Source organism: Trueperella bonasi (genome assembly GCF_030811535.1).
In the GTDB taxonomy this organism is placed as follows: domain Bacteria; phylum Actinomycetota; class Actinomycetes; order Actinomycetales; family Actinomycetaceae; genus Trueperella; species Trueperella bonasi.
Window position 1 is genome coordinate 108,389 of record NZ_JAUSQX010000001.1, and the last position, 22,158, is coordinate 130,546.

The 22,158-nt window shown below is 54.7% G+C and carries 22 protein-coding genes, 1 tRNA gene and 1 pseudogene; 4 read left to right on the forward strand and 20 right to left on the reverse strand.

The features are described 5' to 3' along the window. Positions 1 to 25: 25 nt before the first annotated feature. Positions 26 to 406: a phosphoribosyl-AMP cyclohydrolase gene (hisI, locus tag J2S70_RS00470; RefSeq protein WP_307681791.1), complete on the reverse strand. Its 381-nt coding sequence runs from the start codon at positions 404 to 406 to the stop codon at positions 26 to 28. Continuing rightward, the gene (hisF, locus tag J2S70_RS00475; protein ID WP_307681792.1) at positions 403 to 1,158 is read right to left on the reverse strand and encodes an imidazole glycerol phosphate synthase subunit HisF; all 756 of its coding nucleotides are present in this window, start codon (positions 1,156 to 1,158) and stop codon (positions 403 to 405) included. Before hisF ends, hisI begins: the two co-directional genes overlap by 4 nt. 54 nt (positions 1,159 to 1,212) lie before the next feature. Between hisF and J2S70_RS00480 the strand changes: the two genes are divergently transcribed. Beyond that, positions 1,213 to 1,836, forward strand: a complete 624-nt coding sequence (locus J2S70_RS00480; protein WP_307681793.1) for a uridine kinase family protein — start codon at positions 1,213 to 1,215, stop codon at positions 1,834 to 1,836. Here J2S70_RS00480 and J2S70_RS00485 read toward each other — a convergent pair. From J2S70_RS00485 to J2S70_RS00510, 6 genes are all read right to left on the reverse strand, one after another. Then, positions 1,799 to 2,674, reverse strand: a complete 876-nt coding sequence (locus J2S70_RS00485; protein ID WP_307681794.1) for an FKBP-type peptidyl-prolyl cis-trans isomerase — start codon at positions 2,672 to 2,674, stop codon at positions 1,799 to 1,801. The two genes, J2S70_RS00480 and J2S70_RS00485, sit on opposite strands and share 38 nt — an antisense overlap. Further along, positions 2,667 to 4,049, reverse strand: coding sequence for a Pup--protein ligase (gene pafA / locus J2S70_RS00490; protein WP_307681795.1), 1,383 nt, complete (start codon positions 4,047 to 4,049; stop codon positions 2,667 to 2,669). Before pafA ends, J2S70_RS00485 begins: the two co-directional genes overlap by 8 nt. After that, the gene (locus J2S70_RS00495) at positions 4,046 to 4,228 is read right to left on the reverse strand and encodes a ubiquitin-like protein Pup (protein WP_307681796.1); all 183 of its coding nucleotides are present in this window, start codon (positions 4,226 to 4,228) and stop codon (positions 4,046 to 4,048) included. Before J2S70_RS00495 ends, pafA begins: the two co-directional genes overlap by 4 nt. 83 nt (positions 4,229 to 4,311) lie before the next feature. After that, a complete protein-coding gene (gene dop / locus J2S70_RS00500) occupies positions 4,312 to 5,901 on the reverse strand; it encodes a depupylase/deamidase Dop (RefSeq protein ID WP_307681797.1) in 1,590 nt (529 codons plus the stop codon). Next, a complete protein-coding gene (gene arc / locus J2S70_RS00505) occupies positions 5,898 to 7,661 on the reverse strand; it encodes a proteasome ATPase (RefSeq protein ID WP_307681798.1) in 1,764 nt (587 codons plus the stop codon). Before arc ends, dop begins: the two co-directional genes overlap by 4 nt. Beyond that, positions 7,658 to 8,770 carry a tRNA (adenine-N1)-methyltransferase gene (locus J2S70_RS00510; RefSeq protein WP_307681799.1) on the reverse strand — a complete coding sequence of 371 codons (1,113 nt, stop codon included), beginning with the start codon at positions 8,768 to 8,770 and terminating at the stop codon, positions 7,658 to 7,660. The genes arc and J2S70_RS00510 overlap by 4 nt, the downstream gene beginning before the upstream one ends. Before the next feature lie 50 nt (positions 8,771 to 8,820). Here J2S70_RS00510 and J2S70_RS00515 point away from each other — a divergent pair, with 50 nt between their 5' ends. After that, positions 8,821 to 9,654 (forward strand): RecB family exonuclease, encoded by an 834-nt coding sequence (locus J2S70_RS00515; protein WP_307681800.1) that lies wholly within the window; start codon positions 8,821 to 8,823, stop codon positions 9,652 to 9,654. Here the strand turns inward: J2S70_RS00515 and J2S70_RS00520 are convergent. The 3 genes from J2S70_RS00520 to J2S70_RS00530 are packed head-to-tail and all read right to left on the reverse strand — an operon-like array spanning position 9,651 to position 12,410. Further along, positions 9,651 to 10,301: an HAD family hydrolase gene (locus tag J2S70_RS00520; RefSeq protein WP_307681801.1), complete on the reverse strand. Its 651-nt coding sequence runs from the start codon at positions 10,299 to 10,301 to the stop codon at positions 9,651 to 9,653. The two genes, J2S70_RS00515 and J2S70_RS00520, sit on opposite strands and share 4 nt — an antisense overlap. A 9-nt stretch (positions 10,302 to 10,310) precedes the next feature. Beyond that, positions 10,311 to 11,555, reverse strand: coding sequence for a hypothetical protein (locus tag J2S70_RS00525; RefSeq protein WP_307681802.1), 1,245 nt, complete (start codon positions 11,553 to 11,555; stop codon positions 10,311 to 10,313). Positions 11,556 to 11,567: 12 nt separating this feature from the next. Beyond that, complete coding sequence (locus tag J2S70_RS00530) at positions 11,568 to 12,410, reverse strand: undecaprenyl-diphosphate phosphatase (protein WP_307681803.1); 843 nt, start codon at positions 12,408 to 12,410, stop codon at positions 11,568 to 11,570. Between the two features lie 51 nt (positions 12,411 to 12,461). Between J2S70_RS00530 and J2S70_RS00535 the strand changes: the two genes are divergently transcribed. Beyond that, positions 12,462 to 13,403, forward strand: a complete 942-nt coding sequence (locus J2S70_RS00535; RefSeq protein ID WP_307681804.1) for an aldo/keto reductase — start codon at positions 12,462 to 12,464, stop codon at positions 13,401 to 13,403. 27 nt (positions 13,404 to 13,430) lie between these two features. Here the strand turns inward: J2S70_RS00535 and J2S70_RS00540 are convergent, their stop codons facing one another. The 7 genes from J2S70_RS00540 to J2S70_RS00570 all read right to left on the reverse strand — a co-directional run bounded on the left by J2S70_RS00540 (position 13,431) and on the right by J2S70_RS00570 (position 20,411). After that, positions 13,431 to 13,769 carry a hypothetical protein gene (locus J2S70_RS00540; RefSeq protein ID WP_307681805.1) on the reverse strand — a complete coding sequence of 113 codons (339 nt, stop codon included), beginning with the start codon at positions 13,767 to 13,769 and terminating at the stop codon, positions 13,431 to 13,433. A 38-nt stretch (positions 13,770 to 13,807) separates the two neighbouring features. Then, entirely contained in the window at positions 13,808 to 15,133 is a 1,326-nt protein-coding gene (locus tag J2S70_RS00545) for a M20/M25/M40 family metallo-hydrolase (RefSeq protein WP_307681806.1), read from the reverse strand. Beyond that, positions 15,130 to 16,356, reverse strand: a complete 1,227-nt coding sequence (locus J2S70_RS00550; RefSeq protein WP_307681807.1) for a glutamate--cysteine ligase — start codon at positions 16,354 to 16,356, stop codon at positions 15,130 to 15,132. The genes J2S70_RS00545 and J2S70_RS00550 overlap by 4 nt, the downstream gene beginning before the upstream one ends. 2 nt (positions 16,357 to 16,358) lie before the next feature. Next, a complete protein-coding gene (locus tag J2S70_RS00555) occupies positions 16,359 to 17,102 on the reverse strand; it encodes a glutamine amidotransferase-related protein (protein ID WP_307681808.1) in 744 nt (247 codons plus the stop codon). Positions 17,103 to 17,134: 32 nt separating this feature from the next. Next, on the reverse strand, positions 17,135 to 18,007 hold the full coding sequence (locus J2S70_RS00560; protein ID WP_307681809.1) for a shikimate dehydrogenase family protein: 873 nt from the start codon (positions 18,005 to 18,007) through the stop codon (positions 17,135 to 17,137). A 1,043-nt stretch (positions 18,008 to 19,050) separates the two neighbouring features. Beyond that, entirely contained in the window at positions 19,051 to 20,124 is a 1,074-nt protein-coding gene (locus J2S70_RS00565) for an LppP/LprE family lipoprotein (RefSeq protein WP_307681810.1), read from the reverse strand. A gap of 201 nt (positions 20,125 to 20,325) precedes the next feature. After that, positions 20,326 to 20,411 (reverse strand) — tRNA-Leu (locus J2S70_RS00570). 168 nt (positions 20,412 to 20,579) lie between these two features. Between J2S70_RS00570 and J2S70_RS00575 the strand changes: the two are divergent. After that, positions 20,580 to 21,029: pseudogene (locus J2S70_RS00575) on the forward strand (pyrophosphohydrolase domain-containing protein); the annotation flags it as partial. On the opposite strand, the gene J2S70_RS00580 reads toward J2S70_RS00575, so the two are convergent. Then, positions 21,026 to 21,646: a hypothetical protein gene (locus tag J2S70_RS00580; protein WP_307681812.1), complete on the reverse strand. Its 621-nt coding sequence runs from the start codon at positions 21,644 to 21,646 to the stop codon at positions 21,026 to 21,028. The pseudogene J2S70_RS00575 and the gene J2S70_RS00580 overlap by 4 nt on opposite strands. Beyond that, positions 21,639 to 22,091: a DUF6474 family protein gene (locus J2S70_RS00585; protein WP_307681813.1), complete on the reverse strand. Its 453-nt coding sequence runs from the start codon at positions 22,089 to 22,091 to the stop codon at positions 21,639 to 21,641. Before J2S70_RS00585 ends, J2S70_RS00580 begins: the two co-directional genes overlap by 8 nt. Between the last annotated feature and the right edge of the window lie 67 nt (positions 22,092 to 22,158).

Genomic DNA, 22,158 nt, shown 5'->3' on the forward strand with positions numbered 1-22,158 from the left:
TAACTCCTCGTTGTCAACGCGCTTTTTATTCACGATGTTCGGAGTCAAGCTCATCGGCATCGACGGCTGGCAAGGCACCACCTTCATCAAAGCAGCGCCACTTGCCCGTGTGGCAGGCGGCTATCCTTTGGGTCACCTGCACGAGGATGGCATCGCCATCGCAGTCCACCTCCACGGAGTGTATGAGTTGGATAGCGCCGGACGTATCGCCCTTACGCCAATAGGAGTGCCGTGAGCGCGACCAGAACCAGACCCGCCCCGTCGTGAGCGTACGGTGCAAGGCAACGTCGTTCATATAGCCGAGCATGAGAACATCACGGCTGTCACGATCCTGAATAATCGCGGGAACCAGGCCTTGCGTATCGAATCTCACGCGTTCGGCAATTTCTGCAGGGAGCTCGGTCACAGGCGGACCTCAAAGCCGGCATCGGCAAGCGTCTGCTTGACTTCCCGCACGGTCAGCATGCCGAAATGGAAGACGGAAGCGGCCAGTACGGCGTCGGCTCCCGCCTTCGCTGCTTCAACGAAGTGCTCAGCGGTTCCAGCCCCACCGGAAGCGATGATAGGAACCGTAAGTACTGAGCGAGCTTTTTCGATCACCTCAATATCGAAACCGTTCGTAGTGCCGTCAGCGTCCATAGAATTGAGGAGAATTTGCGCAGCGCCCAGTTCTGTTGCTCGAACGGCCCATTCGATCGCATCCATCCCGGCGGACTTCGTTCCGCCATGAGTAGTCACGCCGAAACCGGACGGCATGCCTTCTTCTCGACGAGCATCCACGGACAGGGTAGTAACTTGTCCAAATTCCTCCGCGACTTCCGCAAGAAGTTCGGGACGCGAGAGGGCAGCCGTGTTGATCCCCACCCTGTCAGCACCTGCTTCGAGAAGTGATCGCACGTCGTCGACACTGCGAACCCCACCACCAACGGTCAGCGGAACCCTCACATATTCGGCAGTTTTACGGACAACATCGAGCAGCGCGCCACGGTTCTCCACCGATGCCGACACGTCAAGGAAAGTCATCTCATCGGCGCCCATCTGGCCATATTTTTCCGCAAGCTCAACGGGATCGCCCGCGTCCTTAAGATTTTCAAAGTTCACGCCTTTGACCACGCGGCCGTGCGAAACGTCCAAACACGGGATAACTCGAATAGCCACTCCTGCTCCTTCACTGATTACCGGATAATCGTACCGCCAATTATCGTGTTCCCTATGACAAACGCTCACGGTGCGTACGTAGCGCGCACATATCAAGACGCATTCGCCCGAGTCTCAGAACTTATGACCGATGCAAGCATGCCAGTACTCATCGGGATTGATGGTCGTTCGGGATCTGGGAAGACCACGTTTGCGCAACAGCTTGCTACCGAGCTTGCACCGCTCGCAGTTGACTGCGTTGAAGTGGAGGACTTTATTGGTGGCTGGCATGGGCTGAGCAGGGATATCGGAGGGATTGCTCACATCGCAAGCGGGCTTCGAGCGAACGGGGAGGCGATAGCCACACCGTGGGATTGGTACGCCGGTGAGTGGGCTGAGCCAATTCAGCTGCCACATTCCACGCAGATTGATGCTGCCCTGATTGTAGGGTGCGGATCGACATCCAAGCTTGTACGCCCGCATCTGGATGCAACCGTTTGGATCGAGGTTGATGAGAACATACGCCGGAAGCGGGTTGAAGAGCGCGACCCTTACGACTGGAGCGATTATTGGCAGGTGTGGGCTCGGCAAGAAGAGGAGTTATTGGCAGAATTTCCTTCCGACCGTGAGGCTGACATTATTGTCCAACAGCGCCCGGAAACTAGCTCTCTGCGCGAAGTTTGCCCAGCACGTCAATAACGAGGGCAACATCGTCCTGGCCTTGAGCAAGTGCCGCTGGTACTGCTACAACCATGCGTGTACCGACGCGGGAATCGACGAGGGCCGTGTGCAAACCAGGGAAAACCTCGTCCACGTTAAGCACCGTCGGTTGAGGATGATTCCACGTACTTTCAATGACAGAGCCGTTAGGCCTAACGATCATATAGTTGATGATCACGGAATCACTGGGCTCAATTTGTTGTCCGTAGCCAGAAATAATGACGTTATCTGCGAACGTAGCTATTTGCCCACCACCAGATTCAACAACCGGAATACCATCCTCGCCAGATGATAGTGAAGGCAAGCCATCGCGGGCGTCAACTATCCCGTGCTCACCCTGGAGAACAGTCGGCAATACATCAATGACGCGAATGAGGCCGGTGCGTGCCGTTTCAGGCAGGACAACCACGATTCTGCTGCCTTCGGCCTCGCCGATAATATAGGGCTCGTTCTCACCCAAAGTTTCGCTTGTTGCAGAGCCGAGAATCTCTGTTTCATCAATCGAGGTCGCCCTACCTTCCGCATCGACATGAAAAGTAGTGACACGGGCGAAAATTTGCTGCCCCGGCTCAATGACCCGCCCGTTACCCTCCTCTTCAACCGTCATCGTCGCAGCAACAAGGTCCTCGCCGTCGCGAAAATTAACATGGCCCTCCACATTCGCAGTTACGGTTGAACCAAAATCACCTTCTATGCCGGCCACGAGCGGGGCTTCCACCACGTCGATACGGTATTGAATAGCTGAGATCGCAAAGCCCATCAAGCAGCCAAGAATGAAACCGGCGATGATCAGCAGGGCACGTTTTGCCTTACGCACTGTCCATGATCTCCATCAAACCCTCAACCCGCTCATCAACCGCAGAGAATGGATCTTTCAGAAGTATCTGGTGCGCGCCGGACTCATCGACCAAGCGCACATTCATCCAATCAACCATGTAATCACGGCGGCTATCCATGGCAAGAGCGACGAAGTCACCACGTAGCTTGGCGCGCGTAGTTTGCGGTGGAATCGACATCGCTTCCTCAATGCGCTCCGCACTGAGCAACGTTGTCAACCCACCGCTTTTTTCTAGTGGGCCTCGCAGACCCGCCGACGTGATGTCGTGCCAAGCCAAGTCGAGGCGTTGAATTCGCGGATCACCGAGATCGGCGCCAAGACGCTCAGCGTAGCGTTCTAAGAGCAAGAGTTTGGCAATCCACTCAATTTCCGTCGAGACCTTTTCAGGCTCATCACGTTCTAATGCCAGTAGTGTTCTTCCCCAAAGGTCGAACACATATGCCCGGATAGGGTCCAACTTATCGAGCCAACCATGGGCCGCAAAATGATCGCGGACGAGCTCAAACACCTCACGCTGAATTTCCACGGCCGTCATCGTGGAACCATCTTTCAGCTCTAGCAAGGCGCGCCCGGTCGCGTCGGCAGAAACCTGCCTAATGGCCAAGACCGGATCTGCTAGCTCCCGAGTCGGCAGCCTCTTACCCGCTTCAATCACGTGTAAAAGTGCCTCGGTTGCACCAAACTTGAGCGCCGTCGTCGTATCCGACATGTTTGAATCGCCAACAATCACATGCATACGCCGGTACAGTTCCGCATCTCCATGCGGCTCGTCCCGTGTGTTAATCATGGGCCTAGAGCGCGTTGTTGCGGCGGAAACGGCGTCGTTCATAATGTCTGCACGCTGGGAAATCTTATACCTCGCGCCGTCGTCACTGACCTGCAAATAACCGGCACCCACCAGGATCTGCCGGGTTACAAAAAAGGGAATCAAAGAATCAATACGCGCCCGAAAGTCCCGGCGCCTACGCACCAAATAGTTTTCGTGGCAACCATAAGAATTGCCATAAGAATCTATATTGTTCTTGAACAGGTGGAGCTGCCCGCCCAACTCCGCATACTTTTCTTCAGCCTTACGCGCCATCCGAACATAAAGCTCGTCACCGGCGCGATCATTAGCCAGTAGGTCCCCAAGATCATCACATTCGGCGCTCGCGTACTCCGGGTGAGCACCCACATCGAGATAGAGCCGCGCACCGTTGGGAAGGAATGCGTTCGTCGAGCGCGTTCTTTTCAGCAGTGGGGCGAAGAGCTCATGAGCGGCCTCCTCGGCATCAACGACCGGATAGCCAGCAGTTTTAGAAGCACAGAGAAGGCCATATTCCGTCTCAAGCCCCATGATCCGGCGTGGAATCACTGGCCGCCCTTTTGCACAAAGCCCTGAACAAAGGATGTGGCATTTTCTTCGAGGATCGAATCGATGTCATCAAGCAGGTCATCAACGTTAAAATCCTGATCATTCGTCGCCGCTTGAGGCAGTTCCTGACTCTGCTCTTCGGTACGCCTGCGTGGCTGGAGAAATTCCTGTTCGGACATGATTTCCTTTCGTCTGTGCCCATAGTAGTCCCGCGTTCAAATGCGCGATATTAGGCAGGGCACGTTTGCCGGTGAAATTCACCTCAAGCACTCGTCAGGCGGATGAGGAAGTCCTCCACCGAATCCGCCTGCTCTAGCATGTCGCCAACAAGTTCTCGGGTTGCACGCTCTGGATGCATCAGCGGAATACGCACGAGGCTCTCATAACCGGGCACATCGAGCGTAATCCCATCCCATCCTGCGGACGTCACTTCCCCGGCGAACCGTCGAATCAGTCCGCCTCGCAAATAGGCACGAGTGGATTCGGGTGCGTGGCGCGTCGCCCACATCACCTGTTCAGGGTGGAATAGGCGTTCCACCCTGCCGGCCTGGTCGAGCCGGTTCACGATCGAACGCTCGGGGCGCAGGTCATGCCACTGCAGATCGAATGCCCGCAATTTATCGTTATCCCACGAACCGCCCGTTCGCTGCCGAAGCGAATCAAGCATCTGATATTTTGCTATCCACTCCACTTTTCTGGAGGCCGAGAAAAGATCGCTGCGCAACAGGTTCAAAGTTTCTTGCCAAGTTTCCACAACTTCGCGCGTATCGAAGTCCAGCTCGTCATCACCTAGCGCCTCAAGCACAGAATCAAGGTACATCTGCTGGATATCAATGGCCGTACGCTGCGAGCCATCTTGCATGTCGATCTTGCGGGTCAACGTAGGGTCGTGCGAAATCTCCCACGTGGCACGCACCGGTTCGAACAGCATCACCGAATCGAGACTGAGCGGCAGCCGCCCGAACTCCAGCAGCCACAGGACCAAAGATGTCGTGCCAACCTTCAATAAATTCGACACGTCAAATTGGTTCGCGTCTCCCCCGATCACGTGAAGGCGGCGGTAAAGCTCAGCATTCGAATGCGGCTCGTCACGCGTATTGATAATCGGCCGGTTGAAGGTCGTCTCGAGCCCGACGTCGTTTTCCACGTAGTCGGCGCGCTGCGAAATCTGAAAACCGGGTTGCTGCGACTGCTGGCCAAGCCCAAGCCGGCCAGTGCCACACAGAATCTGCCGCGTCACAAGGAACGGAGTTAGGTAGCGGATAATATCGGAGAATTCGACGCTGCGATCCACCAAGTAATTCTCATGCGAACCGTAAGCCGCGCCCTTGCCGTCAACATTGTTCTTATAGATGACGACGTTCCTGCCCGATTCTTTTAGCAAGTCCATCGCTTCGACAGCAATCATGTCCCCAGCTCGATCCCACAAGATGGCCTCGCGCGGGTTGGCAACCTCCGGAGAAGAATATTCGGGATGCGCATGATCCACATACAGCCGCGCTCCGTTCGTGAGCACCGCGTTGGCAGCTCTCGGTAGCGCGAGTTCGGCATCCGATGGGCGCTGGATTGATTGAAGTTCGGTTGCATCGCCCGGCGGGGCAAGCTGATCTGGATCATCGGTTAGTTGCGAGGGGTGGGCCGATGCCCGATCGATGCGGTACCCGCGGGCATCGTTGAGCGGATCCTCGCCGTGATAGTCCCAGCGAATTGCCCCGGCGCCACCGGCAGCACTCCCCCGCCCTCCATAGGTATCGACCACTTCCGTCGACAGCACGATTGGGTTTGCCGCCGGATCATCGGCGTCAATAATTCCAAATTCGGTCTCTAAGCCGATGACGCGCCGTGCACTCATATCAATCCCTTTCGTACGACGTTGTCCCATTGTTCAACCGGACGTTCTTTCGTTTCGGTTGGCACCACCATGTTCCGCCAGTCCGGCACGCCTGTTGTATCCGTCGGTTCGCTCAGATCGGGTGCCGACGTCGCATGCACCGGCTCATCCGGAACTTGCTCGCTTGCCGGTTCAACGACGTCGTCGTCCATCTTGCGTTCAACCAGCGGCTTGACATACGTGACTCGCTTACCCGAGCCGCGTCCGTGCACGCGCGACCACTCATCGGGGTTAGTCATCTGCGTCAAATCCTCGTTTTCACGCGCCTCTTCAGCGAGCGCATCCAACAGGTGCTGCTGCCTGATGCCCCGCTCGCCGCTGGAAAGCAGGTCTTTAATGGCACGTTTCTTTGCCCGGTCCACAATCGCTGCGAGCATGGCGCCGGAAACAAAATCACACATGTAAAGGATGTCCTTTGAGCCGTCCGCATAGGTCACTTCGATGAATTCGTTGCGTGCGCTTCGTTCGAATAGCTCGTCGACGCACGCTTGTGCCATCGCTCTGACTGCCGCCTGCGCGCTACCGTGCCTCGCAATCTCGTCGGAGTGTATCGGCAGGTTCGGCGTGAGATATTTGAGCAGAATATCGGCCGCTCCCGCGCGGTTTGGCCGTTCGATCCGGATCTTGACGTCTAGGCGGCCGGGGCGCAAAATCGCCGGATCGATCATGTCTTCGCGGTTTGATGCGCCGATCACAATGACATTGTCTAACTGTTCCACGCCGTCAATCTCAGCGAGCAACTGGGGTACAACTGTTGTTTCCACATCCGAAGACACACCGGAGCCCCTGGTGCGGAACAGTGCCTCCATTTCGTCAAAGAAAATCACAACCGGAATGCCCGAGGCCGCCCGGTCGCGAGCGCGGGAAAAGATTTCTCGGATCTGCCGTTCTGTTTCACCGACGTACTTGTCGAGCAGCTGCGGGCCCTTGATATTCAAGAAATACGAACGTGATCGATCTTGGCCGTCACGCTTGGAGATCTTTTCGGCAAGTGAGGTAGCCACCGCGCGGGCAATCAGGGTTTTACCCGTTCCCGGAGGCCCGTAAAGTAACACCCCCTTGGGCGGCTTCAAGCCGTGTTCGCGATACAGTTCGGGCTGTTCGAATGGTAGCTCGACGGTGTCCTTGATCTGCTCGATCTGTTCATCTAGTCCACCGATATCTTCGTAAGAAACGTCCGGGATCTCCTCAAGCAAAAGGTGTTCGACGTCGGGTCGCTCAACATGTTCCAGAATGAAGCCAGCCTTCGTGTCGGCAAGCACCGTATCGCCCACCCTCACCTGCTGGTCTTGGAGTCGGCCAGAAATTCGCATCACCCGTTCATCGTCGGCATGCACTTGAACCAGTGCTCGCTCGGAATCGATCACGAGTTTGACCGTCACGATTTCGCCCGTACGCTCGTAAGATTCAACGCCGACGACGACGAGCGCCTCGTTTAGCAGCAACTCCTGACCGGGGCGAATCTTTCCGAGTTCTACGAGGGTGGAGGCCGATAGAACCATCTTTCGTCCGTTGACCACGGCATAAACCTCGTGCCGTTCGTGGTCGGCACTCACAAAAGTGGCCGTGGATCCGGGCGGTTCGGAGAGTTTTTCCACCTGTTGGGAAAGGTCTTGGATGCGGCGCCGTGACTTTTGTAACGCTTCGGCTAGCCGATCGTTTTTCTCCTCAAGCGAGGCCAGCGCCTCTTGAAGGCCAAAGATTTCGCCCTGTTCGTTCACAATTCTCCCTCGTCGCGCTCTATTCGCCGCTGTGCGTAGCGGCGCTCGTTTTGTTGCCGCGTTTCGTTATCCAGCTTTTTCCGTATCCGCTCACTATTATCCCCAGGAAGTGAGCGCCCCGAAAGTTCGACGTCGGCACGGTGGGCCACATCGCGGCGCACCTTCCGCAGTTTCTTCTCCGAAATCTCATGCTGTGGCAGATCGTCTTCAGTCCAATCCCAATCAGGTTCCTCCGAATGCGCGGCTGGCGCCGGGCGTCGTTTAGGAATCAGCGGGCTTGAATTACGTGCAATCCTCCGGGCGAGAACGAGGAATCCGGTGTGTCCAACCATCGAATGATTCGGGCGAACAGCCAGGCCATCGAGGTGCCAGGTTCGTACGACGGATTCGAATGCTACTGGTTCTGAATAGCTCTCGGATTCTCGCAACTGTTCCACAAACCGGGACAGCTGGGTCGTCGTCGTCACGTAGCCGACAATAACGCCTCCGGACCGTAGCGCCCGCGAGGCAGGGAGAATCAGCTCCCAAGGTGCGAGCATATCGAGCAAAACGTGGTCTAAGCTTTCGCGGTCTATCTCGTCCAAAGCCTGAGCAGCCTCGCCAACGAACAGTTCCCACGGCGGTACTTGCGGGCCGTACCACGATTCGACGTTCGCTTGCGCAATCTCGGCAAATTCCTCGCGCCGCTCCACCGATGTCAGATGGCCTTCAGGTCCGATGGCGGCAAGCAATGAAATCGTTAAACCTCCAGAACCTACGCCCGCCTCGAACACGCGCGCGCCCGGAAAGACGTCCGCCTGCTGAATAATCTGGGCAGAATCTTTTGGATAAATGGGAGTTGCACCGCGGGGCATTGACAGCACGTAGTCAGCCACGAGCGGGCGAAACGCCTGAAGTGTGTGCCCGGTTTCGGCTTCAAACACTGTTCCCTCATCGGCGCCAATTAAAGCACTGTGGCGGAAGTTGCCGCGGGCCGATTGAAAATAGCCATCGGTGGTGAGCATGGTGGTGTACTTGCGGCCCTTGGTGTCGGTGAGTTGTACGCGTTCACCGGCACGAAACGGACCTCGGCGTCGATCAGGGCCCAAAGGATGTGGATAAGCATTCATCTGTGACATCTTACGGAAAATTGTCGGCGCAAGTCGCTACGGTGGAATCTATGAAACGACATGCCGCTCTTTCGCCATCTCGGGCCAGTGATTTCAAGAACTGTCCGCTCAAATTTCGTTTTCGAGTAATCGATAAGCTTCCCGAGCCACCGTCTATTGAGGCACTTCGCGGAACTCTCGTGCACTCAGTTCTTGAACACCTTTATGATGTTCCCGCGTTGGAGCGCACACCCGAACATGCGCAAGAATTGCTCGATCCGGCGTGGGCGGCACACCTCGAGAAAGATCCAGAAGCCCAAGAGTTGTTTGAGTCCCAGCGGGAGATCGACGAGTGGCTCGGATCTGCCCGGCCACTCATAGCTAATTACTTCACACTGGAAAATCCCAGCTTTTTGGAGCCGGATGCTCGCGAGAGTTTTGTTAACGCGGTTTTGCCCTCCGGATTAGCCATTCGCGGAATTATCGACCGCATTGACCGCGCGCCAAACGGTCAAATTCGGCTCGTTGACTACAAAACTGGCAAGTCGCCATCGCCCCGTTTTCAAAGTGAAGCGATTTTCCAAATGCGGTTTTATGCCACCGCCCTCTATTACTCCGAGGGCACTCTTCCAGCGCGTACTCAGCTGATCTACCTCAAGGACGGCCGGGTTCTCACCTACGATCCTCATCCGGACGACGTCGATGCGCTCTCCCGCGAAGTAGAATCACTGTGGTCAGGAATTCGTGGGCGCATCGATTCCCAAGATTTTGAGCCAAAGAAAGGGCCTCTGTGTAATTGGTGCCACTTTCAAGATCGGTGCCCGGCTTTTGGCAATAGGGCACCTCAGATGAATGACATAGGTGTACGTCAGCTTCTCACTGCCGAAGTAGGACATCGGAATTAGCGCATCAGCGCGCGCAAAAAGTCTTCATCAACCTGCTCGAGAGAATCGATCAAGATAACGCCTGGAACGTCACTGATGTCCACATTGAGTGGCACGCCGACGGCGATTGCGCCGGCTCTGCGGGCCGAATTTAGCCCGTGCACCGAATCCTCGAATGCCACGCAATCACGCGGCTCTACGCCAATCAAGCTTGCCGCTCGTTGGTAGGCCTCCGGATCGGGTTTGCCTCGCACCACGTCCTCCCCCGTCACCGCAAATTCCAACGAGCCGACAGGTGCCTGACCCAGCGTGAGTTGGGCAAATCGGCGCATCGAAGCCGTGACCAGAACCGATGGAATATCGAGGTTCCGTAAAAGATCCAAAAGTTCGTATGCGCCCGGGCGCCATGGCATTCCATGGCGTCTTCCTAGCTCCGTTACCCGGTCCGTTAAGATACGGCCGAAATCCTCCGGCGAAATATCTAGTTTGAGTCGGTTCACCAAAAGCGCCGAAGCATCGTGGAGATTCAGACCAATCAGCTCACGTTCATCGCCCGGTTGCCAGTCACCACCAAGCTCAGCAATCAACTCTGTTTCGGCCTGAAACCAGAGCTTTTCCGTATCGGTAAGCGTGCCGTCCATGTCAAAAAGGACGCCAAGCGGAAGCATCAACAGCTCCTAAACTTTGATTCCAAGAAGGGCGTCGAGCGCGTTTCGCGCTTGCGTCTTTTCATTTTCAGACGCCCACGCTTCTCGCCCGTTCAAATAAGCATCAACGAGTTCGAGCGCATCTGGCGTGTTGAGATCATTGGCGAGCACCTCGCGCAAGCGCGCCAAAAATTCTTCCGCATGATCATCCGAATTCTCGCTTACAGGGGCATTCAACCCGTCACGCCAAGCATCCAAACGATCCGAGGCAACGCGCAGGACGTCGTCGTGATATTCCCAATCCACTCGATAGTGATGGGCAAGGATAGCAAGCCGAATAACATTCGGATCAATTCCCTCATGACGCAAAGAAGAAACAAATACGAGGTTTCCAAGCGACTTGCTCATCTTCTCGCCCTGATAAGACACCATCGCGGCGTGCGCGTGGATACGTACCTCTGCATCACCTTTGGTCATCTCGCGCATGTGGTGTTCAGACATTTCGTGATGCGGAAAGATTAAATCCTTGCCTCCCGCGTGCACATCGACCACCCCAAGGTTATGTAGAGCCATCAGCGCGCACTGAATGTGCCAACCCGGGCGCCAATCCCCCGGTTCCCCGGCATTTGGCCGATAATTGCCGCCGACAACACCTTTCCACAGCTGCGGATCGAGCCTGTTACGCTTTCCAGGCCGTGTTGAGTCACCGCCGCGCTCGTCAAAAGTGGCCACCAGATCCATCTGCTCGAAGATTGGAGCTTGCGCCAACTTAGGATCCTTGGAAATGTCTGCGTAAATGAATTCAGTTCCATCTTCGGCAGGAACGCGGTAGGCCGTGTCGTCCTTTTCCATCTTCCGAATCAGCTCTTCGAGAGGATCCAAGATTTCCGTAATCGAGGTCCACGTATCCGGTGGTAGCACTCGCAATGCTTCCATGTCTTCGCGGAAAAGCTGGGTTTGACTCTGCGCAAGCTCGTACCAGTTCTGCCCGGTCTCCTCGGCACGTTCAAATAGCGGGTCATCAATATCCGTGACGTTTGACGCCGTCGCTAACTCTCGCCCACCATCGAGCCACACGCGAGATAACGTATCGAAAGCGACGTAGGTGTTAGCGTGCCCGAAATGAGTAGAATCATAGGGCGTAATACCGCAGATCCACATCCGTAGATCTGATCGATCGTGTTGCACAAGCTCACCCGTAGACGAATCATGCAAACGAAGCGGCGGCGGCGTACCTGGAAGCTCCGGTAGTTCGGGTGCGGTCCATGTCCTCATAGCCAATCTCCTCTAGTCTGGGCTTAAAATGCCTTGGCCAAGCATGAATACGACGGCTGCAGCCAGAATAAGACGGTAAACCACGAACGGAATGTAGGAGCGCGTCTCAACCAGCCTCAAGAAACCAACGATAACAGCGAATCCCACAATAAACGCTGTGATTGTGGCTACGATCGTAGGCGCCGCTCCTGCTTGCGGTCCAGTTCCATCATCGGAAAGCAACCGATAGAATCCCGAACCCATGACGGCTGGAATAGCCAAGAAAAACGAAATTCGGGCGGCGGCAGGGCGCGTGTAGCCTAAAGCGAGGCCGACCGTGATCGTTCCGCCTGAGCGTGACACGCCGGGTACGAGTGCCATCGCCTGGGCGAAACCGAGCACTACACCGTCGCGAATCGGCATGTCGGCGAGCTCTTTCCTGCGCGTACCGAACCGATCTGCCAGGCCAAGGAAAATCGCGAACACCGCGAGCGTGAGCGCGGTGAGATATAGGTTGCGAAATACCGTATCTATCCAGTCCTCCAACAAAAGACCGAGGAAAACGATCGGGAGAGTTCCGAAAATAACAATCCATCCCATCCGGGCATCAGGGTTATCCCGCGGCACCTGATTCTTCCACGGCCCTATCGGCAAAGATTTGAACCAAGCGGACACTATACGAACAATGTCCTTCCAAAAATAAATGATGACAGCCGTTTCAGTACCGATTTGCGTGACCGCCGTGAAGGTCACTCCCGGATCACCGAGCGAAGGGAAAAGTTCGCCGACGATTCGTAAATGTGCCGAGGATGAGATGGGAAGAAACTCGGTTAGTCCCTGGACAATACCCAGCACGATCGCTTCTAAAATACCCACGAGCCAAGCCTATCGCCCGTTCACCGGCCCACGTAGACTAGGCTCTGGGATATGAAACACACGTTCCTCGGCTCCACAGGCTTGCGCATGGGAAACCTCGGGCTCGGCACCCTCACGTGGGGGCGCGACACCGAGGCTAGCGACGCCGCACAGATGGTCAGCACTCTCCTCGATCACGGCGGAAGTACCGTCGATATTTCACCAGTTTATGGCGAGGGCTTGGCTGCGCAGGTCTTAGGCAGCGTTTTGGACGGCGGGGTTGACCGCTCGGAACTCACCATCGTTGCTCACGTCGGCGAGTTTTATCACGACGACGGCGCCGTGCGGTTTAACGGCGGGCGCGGTGCGATTATGGATTCGCTGCACGGACTACTCGAAACACTTGGCACCACCTATGTGGATGTTCTCCACGTAGGCTCCGCCGACCCTCGTATCGAGATGGAAGAACAGGTGGACACCATTGCGCTTGCCGTGAGCTCTGGCGCAACCAGATACATCGGACTAGCAAACCATCCCGCATGGAAGGTCGCCCGAATCGCTCAATATTTGCGAGATATGCGCCTTCCCGCCCTTGGCTCGATCGGCGTTGAATATTCGGTTCTTCAGCGCGAACCGGCAGGTGAACTCACGGATGTCGCAAAAGAGTTTGGCTTGGGAATCTTAGCTCAAGCTCCTCTTGCCGGGGGCGTACTCACTGGCAAGTATCGGCATACAATTCCCGCTACGTCCCGTGCGGCGACGGAACATTTGAGTGCGACAGTCAATCCATACCTGACCGATAAGCCACGTCGAACCGTGGAAGCAATTGTCAAAGCTGCCGACGGTTTAGCTCGCACACCCGCCGATGTCTCTTTGGCTTGGCTCCTAGCCCAACCGCAAGTGACGTGCGCTCTTATCGGAGCACGTACGCACGCCCAGTTGGAGCAGGTACTTTCGCTAGATATTGTGGATTTGCCCGAGCCTGTTAGACGCGTGATTACCGAGATCGCCTAGCAAGGCACCCACAAGACTCAGCGACGGTTAGTCGTCGAAGTCGTCCTCATCGTCATCGTCGTCATCGAAATCATCGTCGTATTCATCATCGGCGAAGTCGTCCTCATCGTCATCGTCGTCATCGAAATCATCGTCGAGGTCATCATCGTCGTGATCGTCGTCAAAGTCGTCGTAGGTGTCGAGAGGAGTATCGACCCCGTACTGTGTGTAAATGGCATCATCGTAGAGCGTGTAGGCATCGGCAAGTGCATCGGCAGCCGAGATCACGGACGGATCTTCCGGATCGTGTGCCGAAATAGCTACAGCATTGAATTCTTGGAGCGCGAAAATTAGCCGCTCAAACGCTACGTGTGTTTCATTAGCCATACATGAAGCCTAGCTCACATTTGGCGAATTCTAAACTGCTATAAACGATCAATGAAGTCGCGCAATACGCGCGTTCCAAACGGTAACGAAGCAACCGGCACACGCTCATCTATGCCATGGAACATTGCCGGAAAATCAAAGCCTTCGGGTAATTGAACTGGTGAGAATCCGTAACCGAGAATGCCGAGTTTGCCAAGCGATTTATTGTCAGTCCCTGCCGATAACAGATACGGCAAGGCTATCGCCTCTGGATCGTTCACTTCGAGCGCATCCTTCATAGCCGAAACGAAAGAACCCGTCGTCGGCGATTCAAACCCGGAATCATCGTGTAACTTTTCGATCTCGACTCCCTCGGCAAGTTCTTCAATCCGAGCCGCTACCTGTGCCTCCGTTCCGGGAATGGCACGAACATCCACTGTGCCCGTGACAGTTTGTGGAATGACGTTAGCCATGTATCCACCGTTCATGCTCGTCAAATTCGCACCCGTTCTCAAGGTCGCACCAACGTATGCCTTGGCCGGGCCGAGTGCGTCAACTAGCGCATTGAGCGAGTCTTCATCGTTCGGATCGAAGGGCAAACCGGCAATCTTTGCAGTGCCCGCCAGAAGCGTTCGCACAGTTTCGGTCAAGACCAGTGGCCACGGCTCGGAGCCGATCGCGTTCATGACTCGCGCCATTTTTACCACAGCGTTGTCGTTATTGATCTGGGATCCGTGACCAGCCCTACCTTCAGCAGTGAACCTGTACCAGGTGAGGGCCTTTTCGCCGGTTTGAATCAGATAGACGCGTTTGCCATTCACATAGGTGTTATATCCCCCAACCTCCGAAATAGCATGGGTGGCACCATCAAACAGGTGGGCATGATTCTTCACCAGATACTGGCAGCCTTGTTTGCCACCAGCTTCCTCGTCGGCGAACATGGCGATGATGAGATCGCGTGGCGGAACGTAACCGGTGCGGGCGATGTCCCGCACGGCGGTGAGAATCATGGCGCACATGTTTTTCATGTCAACGGCGCCGCGCCCCCACAGCATTCCATCTTTAATGACGCCGCCAAAGGGATCCACTGACCAGTCCTCGGCAACTGCGGGTACGACGTCGAGGTGCCCGTGAATAACGACGCCGCCGCGCCGCTCCCCCGTCGTTTCATCGACGTCGATCCCTCGGTTTTTGCCAGGAATTCGCACGACGACGGATGGCCGGCCCGCAGTGGGTCCGTATATCTCAGGTTGTAATCCAACCTCTTTGAGCAGTTCCATGACGTACTCGGCCGCGGGTTGTTCAATCACCTCACGTCCGTCGTTACTGGTATCGAACCGGATCAGCTGTTGCGCGATGTCAACGCTTTCCGCGTATTCGCTCATGGTTGTTCTTTCTCGGGAACAACGCCATCCGGATCGTAGGCCGAGGCGGTATTTTCGTCAACGGCCGCTATCCCCTGTTTTCCGCTGTTATCCGGATCGAGCGGCCGGCCGGCTTCCATCTCGGCGATCATAAAATCAACGATTGCTTCACGCGACTTGTTGTAATAGGCACCCGCACGAAGAAGTCTGCGATAGGGCGCCTCCATCTCGAGCACCGTGTGGACGACGTTCAATTCGTCAACGCATCCAAGATCTTCAGCAATCGGCGTGAGCTCATCAACCATGCGCACGAGCGTGTCCGCCACCGGCTCTTCGTTACCTTCGGCGTCCAAAATCAAAATCGCATCCATGCCATATCGTGCAGCACGCCACTTATTCTCATCCACGAACCACGGCTGCAGAGTTGGCAGCGTCTCGCCGTCGTCGAGCTTACGGGAGAAATATTCCACCAGGCACTGCGAGAGGGCTGCAACCATCCCGACCTCTGCGATGTTCGTGGCCGCATCACAAACTCGGAATTCGATCGTGCCGAATTTTGGCGAGGGGCGCACATCCCAACGAACTTCATCAAAATTGGAAATGACTCCGGTCTTCACCATGTCTTCGTAATAGGACTGCAAATCTTCCCATTTATCGAACTGACGAGGTGCCCCCGCTGTTGGTAACTGTTGAAAAACCATCGCCCGGTTATCGGCATATCCCGTATTTTTTCCGTTCCAAAATGGAGAAGACGCCGTCAAGGCTTGGAGATGGGCAAATCGAGTAAGTACTGCGCGTAAAATCGGAAGAACTTTCGCACGGTCGTCAATACCCACATGCACATGGGTACCAAACACGAGCATCTGACGCCCCCAATACCGGGTACGATTTACCAGCTCGGCATAACGTTCCGAATCAGTGACCCGTTGGTAAACCGGGTTCGCAAACGGGTGCGTACCCGAGGATGCTAACGCGATGCGCATGGGCTCGACGATTGGCTGGAGAGCATCAATACCCCATTTGAGATCATCTGTGCAGCCAGCAATATTCTCGTGCGGGTGAGTAACGAGCTCAATGGTGTTGAGCATCATCTCGCCATGAATAATCGTGGATTCCTTTTCGCGCTGGCGAGCAACTTCAAGAATGTGATCTGCCGCTTGTCGAAGATCATTCGAATCCTTGTCAATGAGCTGGAGCTCCCACTCGATACCGACTGTGGAACGTGGTGATTTTGCAAAGTTCATGGTTAGCCTTCGGATTGGTTTCGGTATCTGTCTACAAATCCGCTAATGATCATCGCGGCATGTGAATAATCGAAGCCTGATGTGCGCGCTCGCACTGCGTCTAGCTCTCCCGGTTCAAAATATTTGCTTCCGTTGTAATAATCGAGCCGGATTTCTAAGGATTCAGAGTCAATTTCAGGATGAAATTGTACGCCATACACATTGTTTCGATGCCGAATCGCCTGGACCGGGCAGTCTGGAGAGGTGGCTAAAACGACCGTGTCCCTTGGTAGCTTTCCGATGGATTCAGCATGCCCCAAGATTGCGGGGAATGGATTGGCGAGCTGCCCGAAAATAGGGTCCTTTTTACCTTCGTCGGTCACCTCAATATTGACTGTCGTCAATTTTTCAAAGTATTGGCCGGTGAGTTCTTCATCGAGGCTCACCGCAAGGGATTGGTGACCGTAGCACAGCCCCAGGTACGGAATATCGTGCTCAACAACCACGTCGTTAACAGCAAACAAACTTTCTTCTGTAGCGATTTGTTCCGGGGTTTTTGATTCGGGGTCATCAAAGAAGCCGTACTGCGAGCCGGAGACGAAGATTCCGGCGTACTGCGTTGGATCGATTTCCGGCCGATCTTCGAGCGAAAAATAAACAATTTCGTCGTCGTTCAAGCGGCCAATTCGTTTGACTTCGGCGAATTCGTTAGCGCGGATATCTGCCGCTGTTGACGGGCGGGCTGCAAGAAAGGCGAAACGTTTCATTGCCACAGAATACCCAAAGCGGGCTTGCGCTGTCAGGTTACGTCCACGCCTGCCATGACGGCCGCCTCAGCCACCTCGAAGGGCATATCAATGCCGAGCCAGATCTTCTCGCAAATTGCCGCCTGGCCCAGCAACATACGAAGGCCCTCAACAGTTTTCGCGCCAGCTGCCTGCGCATCCGAAATCAGCTTGGTAATGCGGGGATGGTAGACGGCGTCAGCAACCGTATGGTGTTTGCCTAGCCATTGTGGGGCGATCAGTGATTGGCCTGCCAGCTCCCCCATGCCCACGTTCGTAGCGTTGATGATGATTGACGCTTCCTGTGTGGCGTCCTTGAGTTCTGATTCGTCTGCGAGGTCGTGCAAAGTTAGCAAGGCGCCCGTTTTCGCGGAAAGCTTGTCCAAAGTATTTCGAATCTGAGCAAACTCCGGCTTCATTCGATTGAACACACGAATTTCTTCCGCACCATCCAGCGCAGCCTGCGTCCACACTGCCGACGCCGCTCCGCCCGTTCCAAGGAGGAGGACATTTGCTCCCTGGATCTCGGTACCGGTGGCACGAATTTCGTTGAGCAGACCGGCGCCGTCGGTGTTGTCGCCCCGGATCTTTCCATCCGTGAACGTTAGCGTGTTAACCGCGTTCATCTCAGCCGCGACGTCGGACAGTTCGTCTATGTACGGAATCGCTTCGCTCTTAAACGGCATCGTGAGATTCGCACCCGAGTATCCGAGTTCTTTCATGCCCGCGATGGCTTTACCAAGATCTTCGGGCTCGTGGGCGACGTACACGGCGTCGATTCCCAAATGACGAAAAACCGCGTTGTGCAGAACGGGCGACTTAGAGAACCGGGCCGGGCGCCCAAGAATTGCATAAACGGACGTGCTGGCAGTTGGAAAAACACTCATATGGCTATTGTTTCCTTTTATCAATGAAGAGACAATCCAAGTTTCCGTAAGCCTTGCCACCTTCAAAATGCTCTCGAAGAACAATAAATGAAAAGAATCGTACTCCGACGTCTTCCATTCACAGTTCACAATAGATCCGCCTTCGAAACAGGTCTCACTGACTCCGTCGCTAAGGCGCTGGCAAATGTCTTTAAATCATTAAAATCGATAGGATCCCGCTATGAATGTAGATAACCATGCAACGTATCCTGAACGGGAGCCAATCCCACGGAATTTATTGTGGATAATTGCCCTGACTGTTATTTTGTTTCTAATTTATTTAATTAACCCTTCTTTGCTCACATCGGACGCTGATTCTTCAAGCGGGAAGTCCTCCAATCGCTCATCCAGCTCATATGCGGAGGTGCGCCCCACTGCGATACTTCCTACCGAGTCACAGAATATTCCAAAACGCACGCAGCCTAGTTCGTCGTGTATATCCGCAATGATCGAAGCAGAAAATGAGATGCAAGCAGGAGGTCTTTCAGATGAGAAGCTTTCTGCAACATTGGACGCATGCGAAGATAGAGCTGACTGGATCGCTGCAGTTCGTATACACCCATTCGCTATCGGGTTACATTCCGCCAACGACCAATGGGCCGAGGACGAGATCGCTCTAATTTGCCTTTCGGAACAAACACGGCCAGCTTGCCGAATTAGTTCTGAATAGCCTACTCGCGCCCCGCCTTAACCAGTAATGGGAAACAAGTGCATGCTTTCGTCACAAGAGCATGCTTCATCGACTCGCGTGTGGAACCAGACACATACAAGCGAACTGGCGGGCGGACAGATTTCACAGCAAATTCTCAGCGAGCTTCGCACTCACCCTTAAAGCCCGAATAGCGAAGACAATCCGCTTTTATTTCGACTTTTGACACTCTTTCAAAACTGCCACCATTTACCGAACTTATTCGAGGCAAGAGTTGTTTACTGTTATTTCTGTCAGCCCTTAGGCCGGTGTTAGATCTGCACTGCAACGAGGAATCGCCCGAGGCATCTAAGCTTTAGAAAGCCGTGAATTCGCCGTCGTCGACGATGAACCCGCTTCCCGTCAACGCTTCCCAGCAGGTCAGATCTGTGCCGCTCGACATGCACATGAAGTTATTGAAATACCTCGCTTCACCCGGTGCCAATTCGATAACCGGATCGGAGATGGGGCCACCCACGGCTCCAATTTCAATTCCGTAATCGAGGTCAGCCTTGGTCGACGGCCCGAGGACATGGTAATGGGTGTTAGCAATGGTTTTCCCGCCAAGGTCGAGTGGTTCTATCGGCCATTCGACGCCCGGGGTCAAGCAATACATGTTGTCCCACACGATATTGCAGATTGTTGACTTTTTGGGCGCGGCAATCGCTGCCTGCGGGTCGTCTAAGGAGTCGTCCCAGTTCATATTGAGTTCAGGGATTTGCGAAGGAATCTGAAACTCCATCGGCAGAGCAGTTACAGGAAGATTTGGGCCGTAAGCGGTTTTAACCGCTTCAGGGACCTTGAAGGCTTCCACCGGGATAGCAACAGGTGAAAACTCGTACGAGGGCATTTGCCCAGCCCAGACCACCTTCTTCTGTTGTTCATCCCACGTGAATGTTGAAACATGGGCGATAACTTCCGATCCGGCTAGCCCGCTGGGCCGATCAGCTGTATAGATAGCGCGAATAGTATTCTCGTCGATTCGTGAAACCTCGACATTTGGAAAATGCGAACTCGTTGCTGGTCCGATGAACTCTCCCTCGTGGAAAAGCATGAGTGCCATCGGCACATTTTCAGATCCGTCATCGGAATGGAGCGCGACGACTTCAAGCGGCGCGCACGTATCGAAACCTTCGACCATACTCGGATCCGAGGCGATGGGATCCTGCCAACCTTGTTCGCTTGATTGAAACTTTTCTAGGCCCTCGACAATGGCCGCTTCTGCATCGATAAGCTCACACGTTGGCCCTTCCTCGACGGAGGTACCCGAGGCCCCAGTTTCGGATGGTTTCGGAGTTGTAGTTTCCTGATCGCTACCTTCGGAGGTGCTACAAGCTCCCAGCAGGATCGTTGCAAACGCCAATAAACCCAAACGTTTACGTCGCATCATTTCTCCTCTTGCCACAAATTCGATCACAACCGCTGGCATTTCCAACATTGGAAGCAGCACTTGCCATAGCGCGGTTATAGATAATAACAACTTTCATGCAACCGCAGTCACATGTTTCGGAAGGGCGCTATAACACGCAGAAACCTCTTCTTCACCACGAAGCAAAAGAGCTGGGATCATCGATCCCAGCTCTTTTACCTGTGCGCGGAGGGGGACTTGAACCCCCACCCACTAAAACGTGGACTAGCACCTCAAGCTAGCGCGTCTGCCTATTCCGCCACCCGCGCAGGTATGCCCTAAAAGCAACAGATAAGAATCTATCACCACGCAAGGCGGCTTTCCAGTTTCGCCACCCTAGCACCGTGTGATTTGAGCCAACATCTGGTCCCATTTGGACTTTTCCTCAGACGCGATAGATTGGTGTTATGACCTCAACGCATCCCGATCCTCATCGGCCAGAAGACCTCGTTCGCCAGTTTCACCACACCTACGGCATGCCAATTGCCGACGACGGCCCGAACGCCGATCGAGACCGCATCCACATGCGAATGAGTCTGATCGCCGAAGAATTCGCGGAACTCACGGGAGCCGTTTATGGGGCGCACGCACGTAGCGTGATTGAACAAGCATTCGAAGAAGCACGAACCACGGATGACTTTTCGCGAGACACAGTAGAAGTCGCGGATGCGCTCGGGGACCTCACCTACGTCATTTATGGAATGGCCCTCGAACTCGGTATCCCCATGGCCGACGTGCTTGCCGAGATTCAAGGATCGAACATGTCCAAGCTCGGTGCTGATGGCCAGCCGATTTACCGCGAGGACGGCAAAGTGCTCAAGGGGCCAAACTTTTATAACCCAAATATCGCAAAGGTTCTCGGACTCGAACAGTCGCCAGAAAGCTAATTGCGAGCGGCACTGATAGAAGCCAGTACTGCACTTACGAACGTTAGACCTGCGCCAACAAACATGACAATCTGGCCCACGCCCCTGGAGCCACCGGCGTCGTAAAAATTCATGAGACCGCCATCACAAGCGATCGAAAGAAGAAAAATAAGAAGGCCCACCCCGGCGGTTAAAGCTATCCCAACTACAGTGCCAATCCCGCGCGAATCCTTGGTCTTCCGCACAAAAACCGCATAGACGAGCACAATAACTGCGAGCACAAGCAGTCCGATCGAAATCCAGGCTGGAGCGTTCGACTCTAAAATATTCGCTGTCGCGAACGAGCCGCTGATCTCTTCATCCGAATCAGCAATGACATGATTTTCAGAAGAAACAAAAGGCAAAAAGACACCGACGATATAGACGAGCACGCCTGAGATCACACCGCTAATAGCAGCCTTAGTAACACCGGTGAACTGGCGAGGCCGCATAGGCGGGTAAACACCGGATCCGTAGCTATGCGTACCGTACTGGGCACTGATGGCGTAATGCCCAGGGCCGCCATTGTGGCTAGCCCCACCATAGTGATCTGACGGCATGTGATTGGCGGACGAGTTGGAATTCAAAGTTTCACTCATCAACGATCTCCGCATCTTCAATGTCATCTTCCAAAGTGAGTGCAAGAATTTGCGCAGAAAGCTGGTCAACCGTCTGTTCAACGCTACGAATCTTTTCGCGGCGTTGCCTCGATCCCATTGCCTCAATGACGGGCAGGGCTGACTCTAGCGTATCGAGTTCCTGGCGCCACGCGGTTGCCTGCTGTGCAACCTCTACGGTGTTTGCTGTTCCGTACAGGTAAGTGGTCTGTTCGCGAAGAACCCCGATACGCGCTCTCAAACCTTCTACGCCACGATTTGCCCCGCGGGTCTTAGCCAGTGAAGAGATTCGCTGCTTGATCGTGTCGAACAACTCTGGGTTTTCGCGAATCAGCTGGTTGATCTGCGGCCCGTAACGGCGCACGACACTATAGATTGCCGGACCTGCAGTTGTTGCTATCCGCAGCAGTAGGCGTAGTCTTTTCACTCTTCCCCTTCCAACGCTCATTCCATCCTAGCCTCATACGCAAGTTTTTCCGCATGCGATACGAGTG